Source organism: Bifidobacterium merycicum DSM 6492, assembly GCF_900129045.1.
GTDB classification, from domain to species: Bacteria; Actinomycetota; Actinomycetes; order Actinomycetales; family Bifidobacteriaceae; genus Bifidobacterium; species Bifidobacterium merycicum.
This window is the reverse complement of the sequence record NZ_FQTX01000002.1, coordinates 105,021-126,628: the sequence shown is the minus strand read 5'-3', so window position 1 is coordinate 126,628 and position 21,608 is coordinate 105,021. Positions and strand designations below refer to the sequence as shown.

17 protein-coding genes and 1 riboswitch are annotated in these 21,608 nt (G+C 60.4%); of the genes, 3 read left to right on the top strand and 14 right to left on the bottom strand.

Going from position 1 to position 21,608, the window contains the following annotated elements; all coding sequences use genetic code 11:
• Window positions 1-11: 11 nt before the first annotated feature.
• From BUB29_RS03070 to BUB29_RS03025, 11 genes are all read right to left on the bottom strand, one after another.
• On the bottom strand, window positions 12-503 hold the full coding sequence (locus BUB29_RS03070; protein ID WP_267895167.1) for a flavodoxin family protein: 492 nt from the start codon (window positions 501-503) through the stop codon (window positions 12-14).
• Between the two features lie 194 nt (window positions 504-697).
• Window positions 698-886 carry a hypothetical protein gene (locus BUB29_RS09645; RefSeq protein WP_143155133.1) on the bottom strand — a complete coding sequence of 63 codons (189 nt, stop codon included), beginning with the start codon at window positions 884-886 and terminating at the stop codon, window positions 698-700.
• Between the two features lie 25 nt (window positions 887-911).
• On the bottom strand, window positions 912-1,322 hold the full coding sequence (locus BUB29_RS03065; protein WP_073117576.1) for a hypothetical protein: 411 nt from the start codon (window positions 1,320-1,322) through the stop codon (window positions 912-914).
• 273 nt (window positions 1,323-1,595) lie between these two features.
• The gene (locus tag BUB29_RS03060; RefSeq protein WP_033521881.1) at window positions 1,596-2,276 is read right to left on the bottom strand and encodes a hypothetical protein; all 681 of its coding nucleotides are present in this window, start codon (window positions 2,274-2,276) and stop codon (window positions 1,596-1,598) included.
• 68 nt (window positions 2,277-2,344) lie between these two features.
• Complete coding sequence (locus tag BUB29_RS03055; RefSeq protein WP_033521883.1) at window positions 2,345-2,554, bottom strand: lichenicidin A2 family type 2 lantibiotic; 210 nt, start codon at window positions 2,552-2,554, stop codon at window positions 2,345-2,347.
• A 438-nt stretch (window positions 2,555-2,992) separates the two neighbouring features.
• On the bottom strand, window positions 2,993-3,541 hold the full coding sequence (locus BUB29_RS03050) for a sensor histidine kinase (protein WP_033521885.1): 549 nt from the start codon (window positions 3,539-3,541) through the stop codon (window positions 2,993-2,995).
• Between the two features lie 19 nt (window positions 3,542-3,560).
• Window positions 3,561-3,917, bottom strand: a complete 357-nt coding sequence (locus BUB29_RS03045; protein WP_033521887.1) for a hypothetical protein — start codon at window positions 3,915-3,917, stop codon at window positions 3,561-3,563.
• Between the two features lies 1 nt (window position 3,918).
• Window positions 3,919-4,704, bottom strand: coding sequence for a response regulator (locus BUB29_RS03040; protein ID WP_051914829.1), 786 nt, complete (start codon window positions 4,702-4,704; stop codon window positions 3,919-3,921).
• A 154-nt stretch (window positions 4,705-4,858) separates the two neighbouring features.
• A complete protein-coding gene (gene ligA / locus BUB29_RS03035; RefSeq protein WP_033521889.1) occupies window positions 4,859-7,669 on the bottom strand; it encodes an NAD-dependent DNA ligase LigA in 2,811 nt (936 codons plus the stop codon).
• A 165-nt stretch (window positions 7,670-7,834) separates the two neighbouring features.
• Window positions 7,835-11,017, bottom strand: a complete 3,183-nt coding sequence (locus tag BUB29_RS03030) for a tetratricopeptide repeat protein (RefSeq protein WP_234356068.1) — start codon at window positions 11,015-11,017, stop codon at window positions 7,835-7,837.
• A 240-nt stretch (window positions 11,018-11,257) separates the two neighbouring features.
• The gene (locus BUB29_RS03025; protein ID WP_234945696.1) at window positions 11,258-13,345 is read right to left on the bottom strand and encodes a hypothetical protein; all 2,088 of its coding nucleotides are present in this window, start codon (window positions 13,343-13,345) and stop codon (window positions 11,258-11,260) included.
• 312 nt (window positions 13,346-13,657) lie between these two features.
• Between BUB29_RS03025 and BUB29_RS03020 the strand changes: the two genes are divergently transcribed.
• Window positions 13,658-14,467 carry an ATP-binding cassette domain-containing protein gene (locus tag BUB29_RS03020; RefSeq protein ID WP_033521893.1) on the top strand — a complete coding sequence of 270 codons (810 nt, stop codon included), beginning with the start codon at window positions 13,658-13,660 and terminating at the stop codon, window positions 14,465-14,467.
• A gap of 55 nt (window positions 14,468-14,522) precedes the next feature.
• Here the strand turns inward: BUB29_RS03020 and BUB29_RS03015 are convergent, their stop codons facing one another.
• Both BUB29_RS03015 and ppgK read right to left on the bottom strand, forming a co-directional pair.
• Window positions 14,523-15,695: a pyridoxal phosphate-dependent aminotransferase gene (locus BUB29_RS03015; protein WP_033521895.1), complete on the bottom strand. Its 1,173-nt coding sequence runs from the start codon at window positions 15,693-15,695 to the stop codon at window positions 14,523-14,525.
• Window positions 15,696-15,861: 166 nt separating this feature from the next.
• Window positions 15,862-16,632 (bottom strand): polyphosphate--glucose phosphotransferase, encoded by a 771-nt coding sequence (gene ppgK / locus BUB29_RS03010; RefSeq protein ID WP_033522111.1) that lies wholly within the window; start codon window positions 16,630-16,632, stop codon window positions 15,862-15,864.
• Between the two features lie 231 nt (window positions 16,633-16,863).
• A riboswitch (FMN riboswitch) is annotated at window positions 16,864-17,015 on the top strand.
• 6 nt (window positions 17,016-17,021) lie between these two features.
• On the opposite strand from ppgK, the gene BUB29_RS03005 reads away from it, so the two are divergent.
• Window positions 17,022-17,687, top strand: a complete 666-nt coding sequence (locus BUB29_RS03005) for an ECF transporter S component (protein ID WP_051914827.1) — start codon at window positions 17,022-17,024, stop codon at window positions 17,685-17,687.
• 43 nt (window positions 17,688-17,730) lie between these two features.
• Window positions 17,731-20,280, top strand: a complete 2,550-nt coding sequence (locus tag BUB29_RS03000) for an energy-coupling factor transporter ATPase (RefSeq protein ID WP_033521899.1) — start codon at window positions 17,731-17,733, stop codon at window positions 20,278-20,280.
• A gap of 593 nt (window positions 20,281-20,873) precedes the next feature.
• Here the strand turns inward: BUB29_RS03000 and gmk are convergent.
• Window positions 20,874-21,452, bottom strand: a complete 579-nt coding sequence (gene gmk, locus BUB29_RS02995; RefSeq protein WP_033521901.1) for a guanylate kinase — start codon at window positions 21,450-21,452, stop codon at window positions 20,874-20,876.
• Window positions 21,453-21,608 lie beyond the last annotated feature (156 nt).

Below are 21,608 nucleotides of genomic sequence, written 5' to 3'. Positions count from 1 at the left end.
GTGTATTCCTTTCAGTGCTCCACCTGTGGTAATGACGCAAAGTACTCCGCCAAGCTGTCACAATCGAACATGCGGTGCTTTTCCCAATACCGATATTCGGCGTTTTGTTCATCCCGGCGGATATACGACCGTTTATAAGAACGAAACAATTCCTCTTGATGACCATTAGGCATGGAAGCCTCGTGCGACGTAAGCGCAGCAAGAATATGCCGAGCCGCGCCCTGTGCCTCATTGTTTTCAAAAGGCATGCCATATGTGTTGTATGCAGTCGGATCTCGGACAATGCCCAGAGAATCCATGAGACGCTCCAGCATATCGCCAACTTTGAGATATCCGTTCGTGCTGGCGCTTACGAGGGGCATCCCCGGCTTGCCGCTCAGATAGAACAAATGAGACCAGTAGCATAATCTATCCATTACGATCTTCATGTCACCCGACACGTTATGCCCATATGTTGGCGAACCGAGAATCAGGTAATCGCAATGCTCAATCATTGTTTTCAATCTCCCCGAATCATCGATTCCAAGGAGCTCCTGCCGGTCAACGCCGGTCGAGAATTCCTGCGCTGTACCGTCAGAGGGAAGGATACGCAGATCTTTGAAAAGAAGGCGAATATCTTTTCAAAATCAGAATACCATGAAGAAAGATTGTCCTTGTTTCCCTTTAAAAACGACTCTCCATCAATGCATTTCGCATATTATTTCTTATCATAACCACGAAGCTCAAGCATGCTGGCAAAATCATAGGGGCGCAACGCGCAATTTCGCGACATCCATTGACTGATAACAGAATCGACAAACGAATCATCACCGGAAGCGCCATCGTCATCAATCAACGAATAACGTTCTTCGATGGTATCCGCATACATACTTTTTACAATATCCACAGCATATCCCCTTCAATGAATTACATTATTTACTCAGCATGAGAAGCGTCTTGCAGTATATTGTTTTTTCTCTTCTCGCGATAATCATATTTACGCATAGTGTCACCAAAACAGCAGCTATGCAGAATACATAAAACGGTATGAGAGCATATTGCAAAAGCATCAGCAAGGCCATTGCGCCACTCGATACCAGAAGTATCAGAAGTTGCAACAATGTCTGGGAATCTGCTTCGACAGAACAATTGATGGCACATACCATGATCACAGATAAAGCCAAGAAAGAAACAACAACAAAAGAAACCACATCAGCCATTGCCATGGAATAATCATGAAAACAATGTTTCAATACTCCAAAAATAAAATCAGCGGCATATATTGGCACTACAACCAAAAAAAGAAAACACATACCGCTCAACAAGATATCCATAAATACCATATCCCGCTCTATGAATCGAACTTATTATATCGCAAATATGATCTCCATAAACCAAAGACGACAACTTAAAAACAGAAATCGTCACCAACAACCCAGGCAAAACGAAAGAGAGAAACACGTCCATTACTGGCTGCAATGTACCATACATTGTGCTTTCCACTGCCAGTGTCACGCAAATTCCCAATATCTCGAGTGCGACAAATCCAAACTTTCTTGCCTTCAAGCAATCACGATACAGCAACGCAATCATACAATCACCAACACCATACAGCACTAGGCAAAAACAGATATCGTCTTCACATATTCGGTTTTATATGTGACAAACGTATATAGATAAGCCACAAAACCAACGCCAATCAATATGGCAGCACTCAGCCACACCGGAAACCCAAATAGGGGAACAAATGCCACACCTATACAAATCAATCCGCAAATGATTAGTCCCAAAAATACCACATTTCGATCAGTCCCATCCTTTAATCGAAAGACCAGCATATTGGCAACCGATAATTCCGTGAGCGATGTCATAAAGGCTATGCCTATTGTAGGCAATAGGTACATTACCTCAGACAGATAAAAAAGCTTCATATATATTCCGACAGCAATGTATACGAACGCGAACAACAGATTGGGAGGCAGGGCGAGCATTATTTTCTCCAGTAAATAATAATTCATGCCACGCCCCGATTGATGCAGGATCTTGATGATACCGACATGCTTATCTTCAACTAAAAGATTGGCATTTACATATATTGACTCGAAAAACATTGCACACAGTACACTCCCAACCATCGCTTGCTTCGCGGTTATAGTCATCACGTCGTCCCCTCCGGCCTCATACATCCCCCCAAGCCAGATTTCCATGATTATCGCCGTAAGAGCAACTATTGGCCAGACACTCGCATACTTCGGTTTCTTATACAACTGCAAATCCCTGTACAGCAGCGCTTTCATGCACACCCCCATAGAAAGGGTGTTGCGGCATATCAATGCCGCGACACCCAAGTCTCACCAGTCGTCGGTTAATGCTTCTTGCACGTTCCGGAAACATGGAAATACGATGCAACAGACATCGCAACGGAAACAGTGACGTCAACAGAAACCGCAATGGACAGTGACTGCGGGGCCGCATCGTTGCTGCCACGCCCGGTCAGCAAGGCCATATCCTCAGGCGAGAGATCCGAAAAATCATCCCCCACAATGGAATCGACATCAATACCCTTATTGCTCATAGCAGAGTCTCCTCCGACGAACACACCATTAGGTGGCTTCCGGAGCGGAAGCGCCGCCAGTATAAGCTCCCCACAACAGAAACCGCCCGCCCATGTATTCCAGAGGAATACACGAACTATGTATCGTGACTGGTCTTTATATCATTGTTGCTGTCGTCAATATCAAGAACGGAGCTGTGCCATGCCTCTACAACATACAATCAATACCGTACTTGCAGTCACGCTATCCATTTGCCTGGTTTGCGCAACAATCGAGCAACCGCTATCCGCCGATTCCGGGAATATCGGACTCAATGTGGCCTGTTCATTCATGCCATGGCTGTGCCATCATTAGCATCTCACGAGCTTAGGATTCCGACTCGCTAACCAGCGGAACGCATACCGTCAGATGCCATTGTCTGCTCTTCTTCCAGCATTGCATCTTCCCACCCAGCAGCTCTATTTGTTTGTTGTGCAGTCGGATCCCCTGCCATGAGGAATATGCCAATCGTTCACTGGATGAATCTCATTGGATTGCGCGATAAGCAATCTACCGTTGCCTATCGTGATAACGACCTTGTATGTTCCGTTTGGATTACCGTGCCGTTGAATATTGCGATATATCTCCCTCATCAACGACAGCAGAACATCTTCCTGCTGCACCAATATGCCTTCGGCAACTCCGGATATTTCCGTTTTCCCTCTAAAGCCTAAGTTCTGCAGCAATGCATCTTCCGTATCCGTAACATCTTCCAAGTGCTCCATGAATGTGCCATGCGATGGCATAATCTGCTTGGAATCCTCATTGCTGAGCAGACCTATGACCTTATATATATCCCGCAAGGTTGAGACAGCGAGACGATTGACATCAGACCAAGCATGGTTTTCACAACCACCAGTATGAATATTATGCTGTGCAATCTGCGATATTTTAGTCAGATTCGCTGTTGTGGAGTCATGAATGTCAGCGGCGATCCTATTCCTCATTTGCAGATGCTCCAGCCTCATCTTATCGATGCGATTCAGATCAACCTGCTTCCTCCAACGCAGGGCATATCCAACAAAAAGCACAGCCGAGCATAGCCAGAGAATTGATCACACCATACATATCCATGCCCGTGTCATAATGCCATGCAACCTGAATAATGACGACTCCCACCGATTCAACTGCGAGCATCAACAGGCATATCCACAGGCGGGACGAATACCCCAATATTCCAAGTACCGCGAATAAAGTCAGCAAAGGGTTCGGCACCGTCACTGTCATAGGCAGCAACGTACCTATGATAGAGACAATTCCTAAACCGAACGATGCTGGTAAGGGCATGACGATTATTCCGGCAATACATACTATGGCAATTGCCGCATAGATAATCTGGACCATATCAAGCGGAAGCACAAGTGCGATATTCGAAAAAGTCAAAGCATAGAGCGCAGCGGCTATGAGGATATATGGGATTCGCGCACTGCACCATTGCCTCAGCCCCGTGAGAACCTCTCGAATTCCATCGTTCATTGTTCCACCACATCGCCATTGCTTCCTTGGTACTACGCGCATTCAGTTTCTTGCGCAACCGGATAATATGCGTCTTCACGGTGCCGATACCAATGGACAGCATATCGGCAATATCACGAGGTTCCATGCCTTGCGCCAAAAGCGTCAGAATCTGCTGCTCCGTGGGCGATAGGCGTTGAATCGGGCACATATCGGATTCCGCAAGTCGTTGATGCGCGGTCTTCGCATCCACAAAATCGATGTTCCCGCACATACCCAATGTGCCGTGCTTGACTATCACATCAATCGAGTCAACAAGTTCATTGAGATTGACTTTAGGAATAATGCCCTGAGCACCAGCTTCAGCGGCACGGTTTGCATAGCGGTCAATCGAGAATGCCGTGATAGCAAGCAACGGAACCTGCTCGGTTCTTCGACGTATTTCCCTGCACACACTTACGCCGCTAATATCTTCAAGGCTCATGTCAGTCAATAAGATATCCGGCATAGTAACAGGTTCCAAAGCCCAATCAATGGCATCAGTGCCTTTACGCGCGGACCAGCACACGTCGAACCGTGGGTTCCTGCGAGGGATGGCCATCTTCAGCATGTCCAAGGTAAAGGCATCGTTGTCCACCAGTGCCACGCGGATGCGGAAATCTTGACGATCGTTCATATTCCATAGAATAGCCGCACTCCCAAAGGCTGAGCAGGAATCCACCAGCAGTTGGGTGCCGATTCGGACGCTTCCCGCTAATCGCCTGTTGATTCGGTCGTTTCCGGGGCTGAAAACGACCGAATCAACATTCATCTGCCGGTTTTCGCTCGAATCAGTCGAGTTCTTCTTCGGTTTCCTCTTCGATTGCGCCCTCGGCCGCGTCCGCACCGTATTCGCCGGCAAGCAGCAGCTCGAACTGTGCCTCGTCAAGCATCGGGATGCCGAGCTCCTCGGCCCTAGCGGCCTTGGAACCGGCGTTCGCGCCGACCACCACGTAATCGGTTTTCCTGCTTACCGAACCGGCCGCCTTGCCGCCACGTTCCAGAATCGCCTCCTTGGCGGAATCGCGGGAGAACTCCTCCAGCGACCCGGTCACCACCACGGTCTTGCCCGCCAGGGTCTGCGGCATATCACTCTTCCGCGCCTCGCCGACACCCACTCCAGCCGCACGCCATGCCGCTAGGGTCTGACCGCGCCAATCCCCCGGTTCACGCGAAGCCGCGAACCAGTGCACCACCGATTCGGCGATTTCCGGACCGACACCGTCGATCTGCGTCAAGTCGTCCACGCTCGCCTTGCTGATCGCGTCCAACGACCCCATGGCCGAGGCGATCAGACGCGCGGTGGGCGGTCCGAGCCTGCGGATGGACAGCGCCACGAGCACGCGCCACAGATCGGCCTGCTTGGCTTTTTCGATCTCCTCAAGCATTTTGCGCGTGTTCTCGGCGGGTTTGATGATGATCGGCGTCACCGTGGTTTCGCCGGAACGGGAGGTTTTCGTCTCCTCGCGCACCACCACGGCGTCAGCGGGCACGTTGAAGCCCGGGTAGCGTTCTGCCGCACCAGAGCCACCGGCCGCACCAGAGCCATCACCGCCATCACCGCTCCTCCTGCGCACCTTGGGCGCGGGCGCGGCGGTCGTCCAGAACGCCGGCACCTGATGCCATAGGCCGGAGCCGCCGAGCCGCTTGCGCACCTTGCGTTTGCGCCCGTTATCGCCCATGATTTCGCGCACCTCGATGATCGGCGCCTCGCGCCAAACGCGCACATCTTTGAGATCGGCGGCGGTCAGGTCGAAGATCCCCGCCTCGGAGGTCAGCACCGGCGTCTGCACGGGCGGCAGTTCCAGCCCTTCGACCGGCTCGTACTCGTCCGGGTCCTCGCCGGGCGCGATCAGGATCTCCGTGATGTTCGGCGCGAACGTCGCCACCGAATCCGGCCTGTTCTCCTCCGGGTTCGTCAACGCGATGGCCGACTGGTCACCCAGATGCTCGATGTCGAACGCCTTGCGCATGCCTAGGGAGATCACGCGTTCGGTCAGCTGTGCGGGGCAGCTTTCCACGTTCGGGCAACGGATGTCCTTGTCACCTTCCTTGGCGGGCGCGAGTTTCGCTCCGCAGCTCGGGCAGTGTTCGGGCATCACGAATTCGCGCAGTTCCGCTTCGCGCCCCTTGCGGCGTTCCAGCACCGGCCCCACGAGTTCGGGGATCACGTCGCCGGCCTTGCGCACCACCACGATGTCGCCGATCAGGATGCCTTTGCGTTTCACTTCGAACGGGTTGTGCAGCGTGGTGCGGGCCACGGTGGATCCGGCCACGTGCACGGGTTTGAGCACGGCCACCGGGGTCACGCGCCCGGTGCGCCCCACCTGCACGGTGATGTCGAGCAGTTCGGTGTTGACTTCCTCGGGCGGGTACTTGTAGGCGGTCGCCCAGCGGGGTGCGCGGGAGGTGGCGCCCAGCGAACGCTGCAACGCCAGATCGTCCACTTTCACCACGATGCCGTCCAGCGCATGCTCGATGTCGCCGCGATGCTCACCGTAATAGTCGATCATGTCGAGCACTTCGTTGAACGAGGTGACGGTTCGATTGTGTGGCGAAACCGGCACGCCCCACTTGGTGTACAGCGCGTAGGCTTCGGACTGGTCGTTGATCTCGTCGTGGCCGGTGTGCCCCGGTCCCCATTCGAGGCGCCCGATACCGTGCGCGTAGAAGCTCAGGCGGCGGGTGGCGGTGATGCGCGGATCCTTCTGCCTCAACGATCCGGCGGCGGCGTTGCGCGGGTTGGCGAACGGTTCGCGCCCGGCGTCCTCCTGCTCGTCGTTGAGGGTGCGGAAATCGTCCCATCGCATGAACACTTCACCGCGGATCTCCACGAAGTCGGGGATGTCTTCGGCTGGTCCGGCGAGATTGGCCGGGATGGTGCCGATGGTGCGCACGTTGAGCGTGATGTCTTCGCCGGTGACGCCGTCGCCGCGTGTCAGGCCCTGTTCGAGCACGCCGTGACGGTAGATGAGGTTCAACGCCAGACCGTCGATCTTGACTTCACAGCTCATCGGCAGCGGCTTGCCTTCCGGCCAGTCAAGGCTGCGCCGCACGCCGTCGTACCAGCCGCGCAGTTCCTCGATGGAGAACACGTCGTCGAGGCTCATCATGCGGGAGGGATGGCGGACGGATACGAAGTCGTTGGAGAAGGTGCCGCCGACGCGATGCGTGGGCGACTGCGGGTTGTCGAGCGTGGGGAACGCCGATTCGAGCCGTTGCAGGCAGCGCAGTCGCGCGTCGTAGGCGGCGTCGGAGCTGACCGGCGCGTCGTCGATGTAGTAGGCGATCTGATCGGATTCCACCCATGCCGCGATCTTCGCCCACAGTCGCGCCGCGGTGTCGGCTTCCATGCCGGAAACGTCGAGATGGTTCAGTCGCAGCGCGTCCTCGTCGGTGGATTGCAGGGCCGATACCCATTGTTCGGAGCCTGCGGGGAATCGGATGATGCCGGCGTCTGGCACGGGGTCGATGGCGGCGTTGCCATCCGCATCGCCGTTCGTTTCCGTGCCGTTGCCGCCGTTCTCGTTCGCGTTTCCGACCGCGGGCTCATCCTGCAGATCGTCGAAATCCCATGCCAGCTGTTCGCTCTCGTTGCTCATAGTCCCCGATTCTATCGCCTAGCCGCGCCGCGGCGGCGTCATATTGTCGCGGTGACGCGGCTCCCGAGCGAATCGACAGGCCGACAAGGACGAGCGGACCCGACGAACCGACTGACCGACGGACAACAGGCTCAAGCGTTGCGTCCCGCCGCGCGGCTGCGACAGCTATTCGCTGAGCGAACGGATGAACTGCGCCTGCACCACGTCGATGCCGTTCGAATCCGTGTCGTTCATGCGCGCCGCCGCGACGGACAGCGTGCGGGCGGGCACGAACAGCCCCTCGTCCACGGTGATGCGCGCAGCCCGGCGCACGATGTCCGCGGCTTCGGTGTTCGGCCAGACGGGCAGTCCACGGCGGTTGAGCACCATGGCGGCCTCCTGGACGTTCTCCGGCACCGGAATGCACTGCGAGTCGGCACGCGACACGAGTTCGCGCAGCTCGTCCTCGAGGGTCATGACCCGGCCGGGGGCGATGTGGTTGCTCATGATGTACGCGGCGGCGGCCGTGTCGAACCGGTCCTGCATCCATTCGGCGTAGGCCAAGCGGTAGTAGGCGAACGCGGCATCGTCGCGGTCGAGCGCCACCAGCAGCGCGTTCAGGCATGCGGCTCGCGCCGAATCCCAGTCCTCGTCGCGCGCCAATTGCACCGCGAGCTTGAGGTGGGCCAGCGGGTAGGACGGCGCGTACGCCACCATCGCGTTCAGATGCGGCCGCGCCTCCTCACTGCCCTTGATCTGCGCGTACATGTCGGCCATTTCCATGTGCATGTAGAACAGGTTGTCCGGGATGAGCACGGTGCGCTCCCCCGGCGTGGCGAACAGCCGGTTGTAGACCACGCGCTCCGCGTAGGAGTTGAAGTATCTCGGCACGCCGTCGCCCTTTGCGTACAGGGCATCCATGTGTTTGAGCGTGTCTTCGGCGAATTCGCACGCCTGATCGACCTGGCCGGAGAACAGCAGGTCATGCACGTGGGAGCGTGCCTTGTCGATTTCGGTGGCGAGGTTGAGCGTGATGGCCGGGGTGTCGCGTTCGTCGATCAGCGCACCGGCGATGGCCGAGGATTGCTCGCTGAGCTCCGGATCGGAGATCTCGTTGATGAGCTGCACGACCTGCTGCGCCTTGACGACGGACGGCGTCGTGGTGTCCGATGCGAGGCGGTGGAATTCGCTGTCGGCACGCTGCATCACGTCCACACGCTGGATGGACAGGCCGAACGCGTTGCGTGCGCCCAGCACGCGGGCGGCTTCCGGCGCGAACTCGTGATCGGCCATCTCCGGTTCCTCCTGGGATCCGGCGGGCGCGAAGGCACGGTCGCGCAAATCGAAGTCGGGGACGATCTGCTTCAATCCGCCGTTTTCGTCGACGTCGAGCGTCGCGTTGAACATGCGGTAGGTTTCCTGCGGGTGTTCGAGCCCGTCCTGCATGACGCGCGCGAGGAATTCGTCGCGGGTGAACCGGACGGTCGCCAGCGTGCGGACCGTGGGATTGCGCCTGAGCACGTTCATCGGATCGTCCCGCTTGCCGTCCTCGTCATCGTCGTTCGTGAAGCCCGTGGGTTGCGTGCCGGGGTCGAAGAATGTGGTTTCGTCGATGTCGATGTCGCGCACCAGGTTCTCGAACTGCTGTTCGATGGACGCTCCGGCGTCACCGGCGTCGCTTGCGCCGTCATCATCGTGATGCGCGTCCGGCATGAAGATGTCGGCGTCCATTTCGGTGATGGTTCGGGCGGCGGTGCGTGTGGGATCGCCGTGCAGGTCGCCGTCCTTAGGTTCGGCCTTGCTGCCCGCGGGCCCCATGTCGCCGGTGTGCATGCGTTCGAACGCGCTCAACGCTTCGCTCATCATTGCCTCGATGGCGGTGTCCTGTTCGGCGAGCGCCTCCTCAAGCCCCAGCGAATCGACATGCAGCGAGACTTCGCGTACATCGTCGCATGCGCCGAAGCTCAGCATGGCGAGCATCAGGCCGACGCGCAGATTGTAGTCGGCGCTCAACGCCGCGCGTTCGTCGTCGCTCAGGGTGACCCATCGCCCGGCCCGCTCGTCGTAGCGGGTGGCGGGCATCATCGATACGCCGGCCGTGGTGAAGCCGACGGCGACGCGGCCCTCCTCGAGGTTGGATCGCAATGCCACGTCGAAACGGTACGGCAGTCTGATGCTGCGCACCAGCAGTGACATGGTCTGGCGGTACACCCATTCGGAGTTCGCGGGTTCGCCGGTGTTCTTCGCGGCTTCGCGGGCGGCGTCGAACAGGCTCCGCATGGAGCTGCGGCCCGGTTCCGGCGCATGATCGACGCCCAACGCGAGCAGCGCCGGGTTCTTCAGCAGGTTCATGTCGATGGCGGCGGCCTGTTCGCGCGTCACCGTCTCCTCGGTGGGTTCCAGGCCGAGGCGGGAGTTGTGTTCCAGCCACGAGCTGACCATGGCGAAACGGTTGAGGTTGCCTTCGATGTCGAGCGCGCGCAGCGCCGGGGCGAGGGCGAGCGAGGAATCCCAGTTGAAGAAGTAGGCGCCCGAGTAGCTGGACGTGTACAGGTGCAGCGGTTCGGCGCCGTGCGTGGCTTCGAGCCCCGGCACTTCGTCGAGCGCACCGGCTTCGCGCATGAGTTCGGCGAAATGGTCTTCCAGCCCGGAGACGCGCATGTCGTGGGCGCGGGCTTCCAGCATGTCGCGTACGGAACGGCGGATCGCGCCGATCGGCGCTTCGCGGTTGAGTCGGCGGAAGATGTTGCCTGCGCCGAAGCCGATCAGGATGTTACTCATCTGCGGCAGCATGTAGGCGGCGAAGAACGCGATGGCGATGGCGTCGCGGTATTCGAGCCCTTCGCGCATGGAGTCGGGCAGTTTGCGGCGCATCTGTTCGAGCTTGTATCGGCCGGCGCTGCGCGACCATGCGGCCAGCCAGGTCATGCGTCCGGTGACGTCACGTCCCACGATGCCGCCGTAGTCCGGGCGTTCCTTGGAGAAGATGAATCGCGGTTCGAGGCCTTGCATGTCCATGCCGATCTCGTTGCCGACGAACACGCGGCCCTTGCTGTCGGCCACGGCGATCTGCGCGAAATGATCGCGGTCGGCGAACAGGCCGAGGGAGAACACGTTGCCCTGATAGTTCGCGCTGGGCAGCTGCGCCCAGCCGAGGGTCAGTTTGCCCGGCACTTCGGCAAAGTCGAACATGCGTCGTTTGACCAGCGGTCCGAGACGGACGGCATGGTCGGCGAATTGCGCGATGATGGCCTGCTCGCCGGGAACGGGGTTGCCTGCCTTGCTTCCACCGTGCGTATGCGCGTGGACCTCGCCGGCTTCGGGGGCGTGCGATTCGAGCGTCACGCCGAACGGGCCGACGGTGCGCATGGCTGTTTTTCCCCTATGAGACAGTCGAGACATCCATTGACGCGCTTGCCTCAGGGCATCTCCAAAGGAGTCGGGCTGTGACTTGCGTGCTGACATATCCCACATTCTTTCAATTCACTCAGACATGCCCTCGCGATATCACCCTCGGAAGAATCCGGGCGTGAAAGCCGCGATCGGGCCGTCTCCATCCGTCGTGCCGCGGATGCGCGGGCACGGGCCCTGTCGCATCCGTTCGCCGGTTCACTGCAGGAACCAAGCGAATACATTGTAGAACAGGCTCGGCGCCGAGGAGATCAACGCATCATGGCGTCCGATGGTGAACATCGAGAGCAGCGCGACCGTGATGGTGAACAGCATGGCGATCATGACCGCCAGACGGCCCACGCGGATTCGCAGGGTCATGCCGTTCCCGCCGTGCAGGTCCGGCGTGCCGGGCTCCCCCAACAGCCGTAGCATCACCGGCAGCGCGGCCAGCGTGAACAGCCATCCGCAATCAGTCATGTACCGCCATCCCAGTCCGGCGAGCACCGCGTCGAACATCGTCAAACCGAGTCCCAGCGCCAAGACGGCGAGCGTGAACGGGGTGCGTCCGGGCCTGCCCGCGACGCGGCGCAGCAATGGCAGGGCGATTGAAAGCGCCAGCAGCGGGCACATGGCGAACAGTCCGCCGATCATCGGCTCCATATACGACCATTCGGGCAGTGACGCTTTGGATAGCGCGACCCAAGGGAATTGGCCGACGAATCGCAACGGCAGCAGCAGGTAGTCGGCGACGATCGGCAGGATGTTCGCCGGCGCGACGCGGTATTTCGTCAAGTCGGTGACCGTGAACTGGTAGTCGTTGCCGAAGTCCAGCGGCGAGCCGAATCGGACTGCGTTGTAAGCCATGAGCGGCAGTACCGGGATAAGCGCCGCGACGACGACCACGGCGGGTGCCAGCAGCGCCTTGCCGGGGGCGACGGTCCTGCCGCGCAATACCGTGCCGATTGCGCGGATCTGCGGCCAGAACAGTGCGATGCCGAGCAGCGCGGTCAGGCAGAAGGTCGGCCGGCATCCGAAGTTCGCGGCGATGCACAATGCGCCGAACCCGACTTTGAGCAGTGAAAGCGCCGGGGAGTCCCCCACCTTCCAGCGGCCGAATGCGTGACGGGAGGGTTCACCGTTCCCGCTCGTCTTCGGTTTCGCCGCGTCCCCTTGCGGTCCGTTCCCATCCGGTTCCGTGGCGCCCAGCCACAGCCAAAGTCCGAGTACGCTGAACGCGAGCGATGCGGCGAACGGCACCGAGTAGAAGTTGCGGCGGAACAGCAGGTAGCCCGCGTTCGATCCGATCAGCATGAGGGCGAGCGCCATGGATGTCGCGGCCAGTGAGGTTTTCGGCGCGAGACGCGAGATGAGACGCACGACCAGCAGCGCCAGGAACACCAGGGCGACGAGCATGAACAGCAGTACGGCCGCGCCGCTGGAGAGCATGTGCCCGGTGATGGCGCGGAACGGCATGAACAGCAGTACCGCAGGCAGAACGCCGAAATACGAATACCAGTGCCCGTCATAGTAGACGTAATCCCAGTAGATCGGGTTCACGCCCTCGGCGAGCAGTTTCGAGCGGGTGGCGATATCGTACGGGTCCGGTGTGTCGGCGAGCGCCTTCGGCACGTCGAGGTCGAGTGAGGCGTGCCCGTTCAGCAGCGCGTCGGCGATATGCCCGTACTGGTCGAAATCGTAGGTGTAGCCGCCCGCCTCGTGGAATACGAGCGGGTCGCCGGTCAACTGGCTGCCGGCACCGTACAGCATGAGGGCCGCGAGGGGGATGACGAAGCACAGGCCGAGCACGCGTTGGGTGTTGCTTGCCGTGTCGAGCGGTATGCGCCACAATCGCGATCCGGGCCTCCAGCATGCCACGATCAGCAGTATGGCGAGCATCAGGCCCACGCGTATCGGGTTGAAGTCGAAGGGGACGCTCACGTTCGCGCGGACGGCTTGGATGGGGATGAGGGAGCCTTTGGGTTCTTCGATGCTTACGCGCAGCACGCCTTTGCCCGGTGCGCGGATGTAGCTTGATCGCGCCGATTGCGGACTGAACGAGGTCGCGCCGGCGGTGGCGTGGTTCACCGATGCCCTGATGTGCACGACGGCGAGCGCTTTGCCTGTGACGAATGACGGGTCGATGCGCGCGTAGTCGGAGGTGCCGTCGGCTTGCACTTCGAGCCATGCTTCGGTGGGGTCGGTGATGCGCAGCATCCCCTCCTTGGTGCGTTCGAGACCCGATCCCATGGTGTTGGCGTATGCGGCGGTGTCGGTGCTCGCGCCGCGGGTGCGCCAGAACGGCATGTTGAATCCCACGCATTCGATGAGCAGGATGGCCAGCAGCGCGGCCAGGATCACGCGGATCGTGCGTCGGCGTGTACGGCGTGCGGTGTGCGGACAGTGGGTGGCTCGGCGCGGCCAGGGCTGCGCGGGGTCCGCTGGGTTCGCGGATCGCGTTGATTGCGCGGCTCGCGCGGATGGCATGGGGTGGAGGAGGTGAGGCACACCCCCATTCTATATAGCGTGTGCCATGTTCCACGCGGAGCCGGCGAATCGGCCGGGCGCCGATGCCACGCTCGCATCGTATGCGCCCCGGGTGCGCCTTAAGATACGGGTATGTCGATTTTCTCCAAGCGCACCGCACGTCCGAAACCCCGCCGTCTCACCTTCGCCCTCGCCGAAGCCGGGCACACCTACGATGACGGCGTCACGGGCCTTGCACCCACATCATTGACCATCAGCGAGCGCCGTGTCGCCGTCATCGGTTTGAACGGCACCGGCAAGTCCACGCTGCTGGGCTTGCTGGACGGCACGTTGAAGGCCACCTGCGGCTCGGTGACCATCGCCGGATCGGCTGACGGATCCGCGGACGGCGGCGAGCGTGAATCCCTCGATCCCGCGTCGAAGCGTGATATGAGGCGCATCGACGAGCTGATCGGCCGCGTGCGTCGCGAGGAGATTCCCGAATCGTTCAACCGGTCGGAGAACATCGCCGACGCGGTCGATGTTCTGCTCAAGAAGCATCGCGTGCCGGAATCCGAACGTCAGGCGATTATCGGCGACCTGTTCGCGCATTTCGGTTTGGCGAGCGCGGCGAAGGAACCTGCGTCCGCGCTCAACGGCGAGCAGCGGCATCTGCTGGCGATCGCCGCGGCGTTGAGTCTCAGGCCGAGCTGCGTCGTGGCGGACGAACCGTCGAAGGGATTGGACGAGATCGGCACCGCGCATGTGGCGAAGGCGCTGTTCTCGTATGACACCCAGGTGGTTTTCGCCACGCATGACACGGATATGATCGTGCGCCCGGAGTACGCGATCGAACGCACGCTGGTGTTGGATGACGGCGCGGTCGCGTTCGACGGCACGCCCGCCGATGCGGTCACGTTCTACACCGATCTCGTCCGGCGACGCTACGAGTTGCTTCGCTGAAGCCGATCCAGCCGCGGTTGCAGATACGGTTGCAGGGCCATGCTCGGCTGCGATCTCAGCCGAGCATGGCCCGTACCGTGTCGAGCACCGCGGCGATGCCATGCCTGAACTCCTCCGGTTCAGGCAGCAGTGACACCGCCAGATACCCGTTCGAGGTCATGTCGAAGAAATACCCAGGCTGGCCGGTGAGGCGATGGTCCTCGATCAGTGTGAGCACCAGCTCGTTCTCGTCCAGCACCGACGGCACACGCAACAGCACGTTCCAACCGCCTTCGGGGCGCAGCACGTCCACCACGCCGAGTTCGTCAGCGTCGAGCATCCCCCGCAGCACGGCGAAATTGCCACGCACCCTGCCACGCACCTTGGCGGTCTGCAACGCGGCGGCATCCAGCAGTTCGGGGATACGGTCGGCGATGATGTCACTCATCGGCAAATAGTCGTCGGCGATCACATCCAACCTGCGTTGCGCTTCGGCGACATCATGCTCCGGTCCTGACACGCGGATCCAACCGACCTTCGCATGCGGCGCGGCCAGCATCTTCGAGAACCCGTCCAACGCGAAGGTGAGCACACCCTCCTCCCCCGCCAGTCGACGGTTCGCGGCGATGGGTTCCAAATCGTAATCGAAGAACACCTCATCGGCGATGATGGCGATGCCGCGCTCACGGCACAATGCGACCAGCGCCTCACGTTCGTCGTGTTTGATGTAGGAGCCGGTGGGATTGTTGGGGTTGATGAGCACGAGCGCCCGGATGCGCTCGCCTTCGGGTGAATCGAGGATCGCCGCGATGTCGGCGGCCTCCACATACCAGGAACCATCGTAGCGCAGCTGGTATTCGACCGCGTGCACGCATTCGAGTCCGGCGATTGATTCGATGAGCGGATAACCCGGCTTGGGCGCGAGCACCGCGTCACCGGCGTCGCACAGCAGTTTGATGAGCCACGAGTACGCCTCGGATGTGGAGGACAGCAGGTAGAGGCGTTCCGGGTCGACCGCCGTGCCATCCTGGGCGCCGAGGAACCCGGCCAGCGCCTCCCTGGCCGCTTTGGGGCCGCGCGGGTTTGCCTCGTACACGTTGGGGATCAGGTCCGGCGCAAGCCCGTGACGAGTGGGGTTGGAATCGTTGAGCTTTCCGAGCTCAATGCCTTGTTCCTTGGCCTTGGCCTGGGCCGCCGCGATCGGGTTCGGGGCGCTGATGTCCACACGGAACGAGAAATGCACAGTCATGCGTCCCAGACTACTCGCGCCCACGCATACCGGTGCCCGCGACGCCGCGAGGGGAACGCAAGACGGGGCGGGAGGACTTGAACGATACGAAAAAGGGAGACGGCCCGACCGAAGTCGAACCGTCTCCCCCTGCACGTGTGCCGCACGATGGCGCCGATGGCGCGAATCAGTGCTGCTGCTTGACGCTCGCGTAGTAGGCGGCGCCGATGATGCCGGCCTCGTTGCGCAGCGTCGCCGGCACGACCTTCGTCTTGATGTCGATGCGCGGGATGAACTTGTCGGCCTGACGGGAGACGCCGCCGCCGATCACGATCAGATCCGGGTTGAAGTACTTCTCCAGCAGACCGTAGTACTTGGTGAGGCGCTTCGCCCACTTCTTGTAGGTGATGCCCTCGATGTCCTTGATGGAGGACGCGGCGTACTTCTCGGCATCCAGATGCTTGGAGTTGAGGATGATGTGGCCGAGCTCGGTGTTCGGGACCAGCACGCCGTCCATGATCAGGGCGGTGCCGATGCCAGTACCCAGCGTGGTGGCGATGACCAGGCCCTTCTGGCCCTTGGCGGCGCCGAACTGCTGCTCGGCGAGACCGGCGGCATCGGCGTCGTTCACGACGGTGATCGGACGACCGCACGCATCGGAGAACACCTTGGTGACATCGGTGCCGATCCAGGACTGGTCGAGGTTGGCCATGAAGTCCAGCGGCTGGCCGGGCTTGATCGGAGCCGGGAACGCGACGCCGACCGGAACGTCATCCGGCACTTCGAAGTGCTCAAGCTGCTGCTTGACGATGGCGGCCACCGCTTCCGGGGTGGAGACCTCAGGGGTAAGAATCTTCAGACGGGGTTCAGCAAACTCGCCCTTCTCAAGATTGACGGGGGCGGCCTTAATTCCGGATCCGCCGATATCGACGCCAAATGCCTGGGCTGTTTCAATCATCATTGACCTCTCTTCGGAAGGTGAATAGTTAGTGAACCGGTATTATCATGGTATCCCCGAATGCCTCGTGCCACGCGGGAAATCCCATAACACCACCGCATCTTATGCAAACGTGTGCGATAATTTCGACCCCCTCGGCGTGGTGCAAACGTTACCATGCATCGTCTCGCACTGTGGACAGCACACCCCTGCGAAGCCCCCATAGTCCCACGTCTCCTGTAGAACGAATCCCGTAAGTTTCAGGGAAGGTGAAATTCCTTACTGGCGGTAAATCGGCGCCCGGCATTCATAACGGTGCGACCGGCAAGCCCGCGACCCGCGCAAGCGGCCGATTCGGTGCGAATCCGAAGCCAACGGTACAGTCCGGATGGAAGAAACGAGGAGCTCCCATGAGCCAGTCTTCTGCTATGCAATCCCATACCGATTCCGATCGCAGCACCGCTGCGGCGACCGAAACCCCAACGGCGCACACCGCCAACAGGCCAACGGACCACGCCGTCGGCGCACACTCCACCGGAGTCGCCGACCACGGACGCTGGTCCACACGCCGCATCGCCATGTACGCGCTGTTCGTCGCACTCGCCATGGCGGCGAGCCTCATCGAACTGCCCATCTTCCCGGCCGCGCCGTGGCTCAAATACGATCCGTCCGGCATCGTCTGCCTAGTGGCCGGATTCGCCTTCGGCCCCTACGCCGCTGCAATCGTTTCCATTCTCGGCTTCCTGCCGCATGTGTTCACCAGCCCGTGGGGTGCGCTCATGGGCATGCTGGTGGCGCTCGCCATTTCCGTACCCGCATCGCTCGTCTACCGCCGCAAGCGCACCCGCCGCGGCGCGATGACCGGCATGGCGTTGGGCATGGTGATCGCGCTGGTGGTCGCGCTGATCTCGAACCTGCTGGTCACCCCGCTGTACGCCCACATGACCGTAGCACAGGTGGCCGCGATGATCGTGCCGATCCTGCTGCCGTTCAACCTGCTGAAGTTCGCGATCCACGCCGTGGTGACGTTCCTGATCTACAAGCCGATCACCACGCTGCTCGACCATGCCGCCTAAGACGGAGGCCATGCCGGACATGATGCCAGGAACAACGCCGGATATGACGAACGGCGAGGCGGTGGCCGAACTGCGCAACGTGCACTTCAGCTACGACGGCGGGGCGCACTGGACGCTCAACGGCATCGACCTTACAATCATGCCCGGCGAACGCATCTGCCTGATCGGCGCGAACGGCTCGGGCAAATCCACGCTCTCCCGGCTCATCGCCGGACTCACGGCACCTGATTCGGGAAGCATCCGTCTATTGGGCCAGCAGGTGTTCGGCGCCGACAATGGCGCCGATGCCGAGGCCTACCGTACCGCACGGCGCAGCATCGGCGCGGTGTTCCAGAAACCCGAGGACCAGATCGTCACCACCGTGCTGGAGGACGATGTGGCGTTCGGTCCCGAAAACCTCGCGGTCGCGCATGATGACATCGGCACGCGTATCGCGCACGCCCTGCATGCGGTCGGATTGGATGGCCTACGTCAAGCCGATCCGACCCGTATGAGCGGCGGGCAACAGCAACGCACCGCCATCGCCGGCATGCTGGCGATGCAGCCCCGACTGCTGGTTCTCGACGAACCGACCGCAATGCTGGACGAGATGGCACGCGCCGACGTGATGAGCGTGCTCGACGACCTGCAGCGGCACGGGACCACCATCGTCCATGTGACGCACCGCCCCGAGGAAACCGCCCATGCGACGCGCATCCTCAAGCTGGAGAACAGCGTGCTCACGCAGGTCGATGGGATGAGCGCCCGTGTTGAGGCGGGAAGCGGGGATGATGCCGGAAGTGGGGCTGATGCCGCTACTGCCGATGTTTGGACGGAGGATGTTGAAGCCGAGTCGGCTACGACTGATGTAGCGGCCGAGTCGGTTGCGGCTGACGTTGCGGCTGAGTCGGTTGTGGCTGAGTCGGTTGCGGCTGAACCGGCTGCGAGCGCAACCGCCATCGGTTCGTCGGATGATGGGGCATCAGTCCCGTCCCCCTCGTCCGCTCCGCTTCCCTCATCCGCACCGTTGGTTTCGGTCGAACATCTCTCCTACACCTACCCCGGCGCCTCCTCCCCCGCGCTCAACGACCTGTCGCTCACCATCGATCCGGGTGAAATCGTTGCCATCATGGGTCCCAACGGCGCCGGCAAATCCACGCTCGCACGCATCCTCTGCGCCCTCGCCGTGCCCGACGCCGGCACGGTCACGGTAGACGGCATCCCCGTGGCCCGCCCGCGCAACCACGGCACGCGCATCCGATACGCCAACCGCAGGCAACGCTCCCTCGTGCACGCCACGGTCGGTTACATCATGCAGCACCCCGAACGACAGCTCTTCGCCCAAACCGTTGCCGAAGACATCGCATACGGGCCGCGCAACCAAGGCCTTGACGATCATGAGGTCACGCAGCGGACCGAGGATGTCATGCGGCTGCTGCACATCAGTCATCTGGCCGGCCGTTCGCCGTTCGCCCTATCCGGTGGCCAGCAGCGTCTCGTCGCCATAGCGGGCGTATTGGCCTGCCAGCCGAAGCTCGTCATTATGGATGAGCCCGCGGCTGGACTGGATGCGAACGCCCGGCATCGGCTGCATGCGCTGATCCGGCATCTGCGCGGGCAAGGCGTCGCCGTCATGCTCATCACGCACGACAGCGATGAGGCGCGTATGCTCGCCGATCGCATCGTGCGGATTCCGGCGGGTGGCGCGGGCGTTGATTCTGTCGGTTCTGTCGGTTCCGGGGATTCTGTCGGTTCTGCTGATTCCGGGGATTCCAAGAAATCCGAAGCCGCCGCCCAACGCGATACGCGAATCGATGACACACACCGCAGAGCGCCGGATCGGACCGCCGCATCGCTGATCGGTCGACTCGACCCCCGCGTGAAACTGCCCGCATTTCTGCTGGTCATGATGTGCGCGTTCGCCATCACGAACGTCCGGCAGCTTGCGGTCGGCGCATGCACGGTGATCGGCGTACTGATCGCGTCGCGCATCGGCGCGGGGCGTCTCTGGCGTTCGATTCGTGTGTTCCTCGTGCTCTTTGTGTTCATGGGACTGGCGAACGTGTTCTTCGTGCGCGCCGGCACCACGCTCGCCACCATCGGATCCATCCCCATCACAGATGACGGACTGGCCATATCGGCGCTTTACATCTGCCGATTCACCATGGTCATCGTAATGGGAGCGGTTTTCCTCGCCACCACTACGCCGACCGCGATCACCGATGCGGTCGATGCGCTTTTCTCACCCCTGCGACGATTCGGCGTGCACACCCAGGAAGTGGCGTTAGTGTTCAGTCTGGCGTTGCGATTCATGCCGACGCTGGCGACGGAAACCCGTGCAATCATGGATGCGCAGTCCGCCCGTGGTGGCTCCATCGAAACCGGGACGCCGACGCGACGGCTGCGTGCGATGGCCGCGATCATCGTACCCGTGTTCGCCGGGGCGTTGCGGCATGCGGATGACTTGGGGCTTGCGCTTGATGCCCGCTGCTATGAGGAGGGCATTCATCGCACGCATTGGCGTGTACTGCGCATCGAATCGCGCGATATCGTATTCATGATGGCGATCGCCCTGACTCTCGCCGGCATCATCGCGTTCGCGTTCCTCCCCTAGTCACCCTCGGCGTGGCTAAACGGAACCAGCACCACCGTTTGGCTACGCTGACGGCATCTCACTGTACCCAGATGGAGACGCCATCTCCGTCTGGCTACGCTCAGGCCCCTCACTGTAGCCAGATGGAGAAGCCATCACCAAATAACTACGCCCAGAATCCACCAGTGTAGCCAAACGAAGAAACCATTCCCGTTTGGCTACGCTGACAATCACCCAGCGTAGTCAAACGGAGAAGCCATCACCGAGCCACTACACTCAGAGCCGCTCAGCGTAACTAAACAGAGACGGCACCACCGTTTGGCTACACTGACAAGCGCTCAGCGTAGGCGAATGGAGAAACCACACCCGAACAGCTACGCTGAGAACCCCTCAGCGTAAACAGACGGGGATGGCTTCGCCAAATGGATACGCTGGGAGAAGAGCGGCGAAGAAAAAGAGGACGAATATAAGAAGCCCTCCCATTGAGCCGCACCCCGATCGTTGGACTGAAGAAATTCGGATTCGATAATCGGAGGTGCGGTTCACATGAGATATAGAGAAGCCCATCCCATGCAAAATCATGGGATGGGCTTCCTTGGGCAAGCGCCCGGCAATCACAGGCCGTATTCCTCGGCGATCACCTTCCACAGCTCTTCGGCCGCGCGCTCCACGGTGTCGTTGACGATGACCACATCGAACTCGTTCTCCGCGGCGAGCTCGACCTTCGCCGTTTCCAGCCGTTTGGCCTGCTGTTCCGCGGTTTCGGTGCCACGCCCGATCAGTCGGCGCTTCAGTTCCTCGAAGCTCGGCGGCGCGATGAACACGTACACCACTTCAAGCCCCAGTTCGGCGGCACGTTCGCGCACACGTCTGGCGCCTTGCAGATCGATCTCCAGCAGCGTGGGCACGTTCCGCTCCAAATGCTCCTTCACGGGCTCAAGCGGCGTACCGTAATGCGCCATGCCGTGCACCACGGCGGTTTCCAGGAACTTCCCGTCCCGTTCGCCGGCGACGAACTCGTCCTCGCTCATGAACCAATAGTTCACGCCGTTCTTCTCGCCGGGCCGCGGGTCGCGCGTGGTGGCCGACACCGACACCCAGATCTCCGGGTGATCGGCGAGCAGCTTCTGCTCCACCGTGCCCTTGCCAACGGCGGTCGGTCCGCTCAGAACGATGAGACGTCCATTCGTCACTTGCTATACCTCCATGATTCGTTTTACGGATGAAGCCTCATCACGCCTATTCGCGTTCAGGCCCAATGAGGCTTCATCTGAGATTTCACCTGAGTCTTCGCCGCAGGTATCGGAACCGCAAACTGCGGAACCGCGGAACGCAAACATCAGAACCGC